The 4,363-nt window shown below is 73.5% G+C and carries 4 protein-coding genes and 1 pseudogene; 1 reads left to right on the plus strand and 4 read right to left on the minus strand.

Annotated features, from left to right (window positions below):
- Nucleotides 1-91: 91 nt before the first annotated feature.
- Nucleotides 92-634, minus strand: a complete 543-nt coding sequence (locus tag ACWEN3_RS42280; RefSeq protein WP_452982814.1) for a bacterial proteasome activator family protein — start codon at nucleotides 632-634, stop codon at nucleotides 92-94.
- Nucleotides 635-812: 178 nt separating this feature from the next.
- Between ACWEN3_RS42280 and ACWEN3_RS42285 the strand changes: the two genes are divergently transcribed.
- Nucleotides 813-1,472 carry a hypothetical protein gene (locus ACWEN3_RS42285; RefSeq protein WP_452982816.1) on the plus strand — a complete coding sequence of 220 codons (660 nt, stop codon included), beginning with the start codon at nucleotides 813-815 and terminating at the stop codon, nucleotides 1,470-1,472.
- A 28-nt stretch (nucleotides 1,473-1,500) separates the two neighbouring features.
- Here ACWEN3_RS42285 and ACWEN3_RS42290 read toward each other — a convergent pair whose 3' ends face one another.
- From ACWEN3_RS42290 to ACWEN3_RS42300, 3 genes and pseudogenes are all read right to left on the minus strand, one after another.
- Complete coding sequence (locus tag ACWEN3_RS42290) at nucleotides 1,501-2,481, minus strand: NAD(P)H-quinone oxidoreductase (RefSeq protein WP_452982819.1); 981 nt, start codon at nucleotides 2,479-2,481, stop codon at nucleotides 1,501-1,503.
- 56 nt (nucleotides 2,482-2,537) lie between these two features.
- Nucleotides 2,538-3,896: a molybdopterin molybdotransferase MoeA gene (locus ACWEN3_RS42295; protein WP_452982821.1), complete on the minus strand. Its 1,359-nt coding sequence runs from the start codon at nucleotides 3,894-3,896 to the stop codon at nucleotides 2,538-2,540.
- Nucleotides 3,893-4,312: pseudogene (locus ACWEN3_RS42300) on the minus strand (DUF6457 domain-containing protein); the annotation flags it as partial. The gene ACWEN3_RS42295 and the pseudogene ACWEN3_RS42300, both read right to left, overlap by 4 nt.
- Nucleotides 4,313-4,363 lie beyond the last annotated feature (51 nt).

A 4,363-nucleotide genomic window follows, 5' to 3' on the forward strand; every position in this document is an offset into this window, starting at 1 on the left:
GACATTTCGGTCGTCGCCGAGGCGAACAGCTGGCCGATGCTGCGTTCGGCGCCGACCGGGCTGCCGTCGGGTGCGCTCATCGCATTCTCCCTTACAGGTACGGTCCGCCCGAGCGGCCGCCGGTGCGGGGGTCGTCGCCCTCGTGGCCCGTCACGCCCGGCGGGAGCGCGCGGCGCATCTGCTCCAACTGGGCCCGCGCGGCCATCTGCTGGGCGAACAGGGTCGTCTGGATCCCGTGGAAGAGGCCCTCCAGCCAGCCCACCAACTGTGCCTGCGCGATCCGCAGTTCCGCGTCGCTCGGCGTCGCGTCGTCGGTGAACGGCAGGGAGAGCCGCTCCAGTTCCTCGACCAGCTCCGGCGCCAGACCGTCCTCCAGCTCCTTCACCGAGCTGGCGTGGATCTCCTTCAGCCGGACCCGGCTGGCCTCGTCCAGCGGAGCCACGCGCACCTCCTCCAGGAGCTGCTTGATCATGCTGCCGATCCGCATGACCTTGGCAGGCTGCTCGACCTGCTCCGTCACCGGAATCTCGCGGGGGTCGTCGTCCCCATTGCCACCGCCGAGCGCCATCCCGTCCTGGCCCACGACGAGGATCTGGGGACTCTCCGGCGACCGTTCGTTCCTCGGCATCTCCATGCCGCCATTCTCTCGCACCCGTACACCTCATCAGCGTGGTGCCCCCTCTTGGGGTTGATCCACCGCTTAGACCCATCGGCCCAATCCGAAATGCTCCCTTACGACACGAATGTGAGGCTTGTTTCCGTCGGTTTTTTTCCATCGATCACGACGACCTGGGCTCCGGGAGGTCACCGACGTGACTTCATGGCTGCGACTCAAGCACCGCTCTCTACGGCTGATGCTCGTCCTCACCACGGCCCTGCCGGCCTACGGCACCGCCACCGCGTACGCCTCCGAGCCGGGCCCCCCGCGCCCCTCGGCCACCGGCCACGCGGACCACGAGCACCCCGGCCACCCCGGCCACTCCGACCACGCCGGTCGCGGCCACGGGCACGAGCACGCCTCCGGCGCCGATCACACGCCCGCCACGCCCGTCCCCACACCCTCGGACTCCGCCTCCGCCTCGTACAACCCGCAGGCGGCGACGCCGTCCCGCGCGGGGAGCCGGGCCGGGGAGGGGCGGAGGCGACCGGGCCGGCCGGACGGGCCCATGGCCGAGGTGGAGGGAGGCGACGACTCGGCGCCCATCCGCGACCCCGACGGGGTCGCCGCGCAGCCGAAGGAGCCGGAGACCGCGGAGACGCCGAGCGGGTCAGCGTCGGTCTCTCCACCGCCTGCGGAGGCCGGCCTCGTGCCCGCCCGGCCCTCGCGGCAGCCGGCCGGCCAGAGCGCCGCCCAGCAGGGCAACGACGCCGACGGGCCGGTCCTGCGCATCCTTCCGCTCGGCAGCGGCCTCGTCCTGATCGGGCTCGGGCTGGGCCTGGCGTTCCTGGGCCTCAGGCTCCGCAAGGGCTGAGCCCCCGGGGGCGCCTCTCCGGACGCCGCTACGGCGTCACCAGCAGCACCTTGCCGACGTGGCCGCTCGCCTCCACCACCTGGTGCGCCTCGGCGGCCTCCGGCATCGGCAGCTCGCGGTCCACGACCGGCCGGACATGACCGGCGGCGAGCAGCGGCCACACATGCTCGCGCACGGCGGCGACGATGACCGCCTTCTCGTCCAGCGGACGCGCCCGCAGCGAGGTCGCGCTGATGGCGGCCCGCTTGTTCAGCAGCGTGCCGATGTTCAGCTCGCCCTTGACCCCGCCCTGCATCCCGATGATCGCCAGACGTCCGTTGACCGCGAGCGTCTGGACATTGCGGCCCAGGTACTTGGCGCCCATGTTGTCGAGGATGACGTCGGCGCCCGCCCCGTCGGTGGCCTGCATGACCTCGGCGACGAAGTCCTGCTCCCGGTAGTTGACGAGAATGTCCGCCCCCAGCTCGGCGCAGTGGTCCAGCTTCTCCTTGGTGCCGGCGGTCACCGCGACCCTGGCGCCGACGGCCTTGGCCAGCTGGATCGCCATGGTGCCGATACCGCTGGCGCCGCCGTGCACGAGCAGCGTCTCGCCGGGGCGCAGATGGGCGATCATGAACACGTTGGACCAGACCGTGCACACCACCTCGGGCAGCGCGGCCGCCTGCCGGAGGTCGACGCCCTCGGGCACGGGCAGCAGCTGCCCGGCCGGCACGACGACCTTCTGGGCGTAGCCGCCGCCCGAGAGCAGCGCGCACACCTCGTCGCCGACGGCCCAGCCGGACACTCCGGGGCCGAGCGCGGCGATCCGGCCTGAGCACTCCAGGCCGGGGTAGGGGGACGCGCCGGACGGCGGGTTGTAGAAGCCCTGCCGCTGCAGGATGTCGGCGCGGTTGACGGCGCTGGCCACCACCTCGACCAGCACCTCGCCCTCGCCGGGCACCGGATCGGGGACCTCGTCCCACACCAGCGCCTCGGGACCACCAGGTTCGGGAATCGTGATCGCATGCATACCGGCGACGCTACTCCCCCGTACGGTTCCCTACTGGGCAGGGCACCTCGGATGTTTCACGTGAAACACACCCCGATGCCCGCGGCCGCCCACGGCAGATCCAGCAGTTCCGTCTCCTCGCCCTGCCGGGCCCCGCCGGGCGGTACGACGGCCAGCGCGTCGGCTGCGGCGATGCCACGCAGCATGGCCGGGCCGTTGTAGTGCAGCGGCACGGCGCGGTCGCCGCGCAGCACCACGGGGATGAGCCGGGTGTCGTGCGGATGCCCGTGCACCGCCTCCTTCAGCGGCAGCGTGTACGGCTCGAGGGCCGGGCGGGCGGCCAGGGTCCGCAGCAGCGGCTCGGCGAGCGTGAGCAGGCCCGAGACGGCCGCCAGGGGGTTGCCGGGCAGACCGACGAGGTGCTGGTCGTCCTTGGTGCGGGCCAGCAGCATGGGATGGCCGGGGCGCACCTTGACGCCGTCGACGAGGAGTTCGGCGCCGATGCGCTCCAGGATGGGGTGGACATGGTCGACGGGACCGGCGGCGGTGCCTCCGGTGGTGACGACGAGGTCGGCCGTGGAGCCGGTGACGGCCTTGCGCAGGGCCCTGGCGTCGTCACCGATCCGGCGTACCGCGACGACCTCGGCGCCGAGCGCCCGCAGCCACGGCGGCAGCATGGGGCCGAGCGCGTCCCGGATCAGCCCGTCGTGCGGAAGGCCCTCGGTGAGCAACTCGTCTCCGAGCACCAGCACTTCGGCGCGGGGGCGAGGAACGGCGGTGACGGTGTCGTATCCGGCCGCCGCGGCGAGTCCCAGGACGGCGGGGGTGATCAGGGTGCCGACGGGCAGCAACTGGTCGCCGCTGCGGCACTCCTGGCCGCGCGGGCGGATGTCCTGGCCGTGGGCCGTCTCCCGGGTGGCGTGCAGCCGGCCCTGGACGTCCGTGCGGCCGTGTTCGGTGCGCAGCACGGCGGTGGTGTCGGCGGGGATGCGCGCGCCGGTCGCGATGCGGACCGCCTCGCCGTCGGTGAGCGGCGCGGGCTGCGCGTGCCCGGCGAGCGCGCCCTCGTCGCGCACCTCCCAGGGTCCGGGTCCGGCGACGGCGTAGCCGTCCATCGCGGAGGTGTCGAAGGAGGGCAGGTCGGTGAGCGCGTCGAGCGGCGCGGCCAGGACCAGGCCGAGGGCGTCGTCGAGGGGCACGGAGACGGGGGCGCGGCGGGCGCGGGAGCGGACGGCCCGGGCGGCGATCTCCCGGGCCTGCGGCCAGGGCGTGGCCCGGTGCCGCTCGGTGTGCCGCTCGCCCGCCGTCTGGGGTGCCGGGGCGGGGACATGTCCGGTGCTGTCGTCCTTGGCTTCCCTCACGAGGGCCAGGGCCTCCTCGACGTCGAGGTCGTCGCGGTTATCCGCGGGCGCCCCGGCCCGGGTGCCGGGGGTCATCCGGCGTCCGGGGCGCTCGGGCCCCCGCTGTTCTCTTCCTCGCCCCCGTTGTTCTCCTCCGCCCAGCGCTGGGCCAGTGCGGAGGCCTTGCGCGCGGCCTCGGCGACGGCCTCGGGGCCGCCCTTGCCCTGGGCGGCGGCGTAGCCGACTAGGAAGGTGGTCAGCGGGGCGGCGGGCCGGTCCACGCCGTGCGCGGCGTCACGGGCCAGGTCGAGCAGACCACGGATGTCGACGTCCAGGTCAATGCCCAGCTCGTCCTTGACTGCGGAGATCCATTCATCCAACACGTGACCATGCTCCCTGATGCGTGCCCTGGCGTCGGCGATGTCGTCCCAGGTGTCGCAGTCGAAGGACGCGAGCGGGTCCGGGACGCGGGTGAGGCGGAGGGGGCCGGTCAGCCGGCGCAGCGGCAGACCTTCATCTGGTTCTCCGTTGCTGTCACCGCGTACCGGACTCGGTCATGGACC

It is taken from the genome of Streptomyces sp. NPDC004561, assembly GCF_053602155.1.

Bases quoted from the DNA above. Each gene is read 5' to 3' on its own strand.
- ACWEN3_RS42280 (WP_452982814.1), bottom strand. From the start codon at position 634: ATGGAGATGCCGAGGAACGAACGGTCGCCGGAGAGTCCCCAGATCCTC.
- ACWEN3_RS42290 (WP_452982819.1), bottom strand. From the start codon at position 2,481: ATGCATGCGATCACGATTCCCGAACCTGGTGGTCCCGAGGCGCTGGTG.
- ACWEN3_RS42295 (WP_452982821.1), bottom strand. From the start codon at position 3,896: ATGACCCCCGGCACCCGGGCCGGGGCGCCCGCGGATAACCGCGACGAC.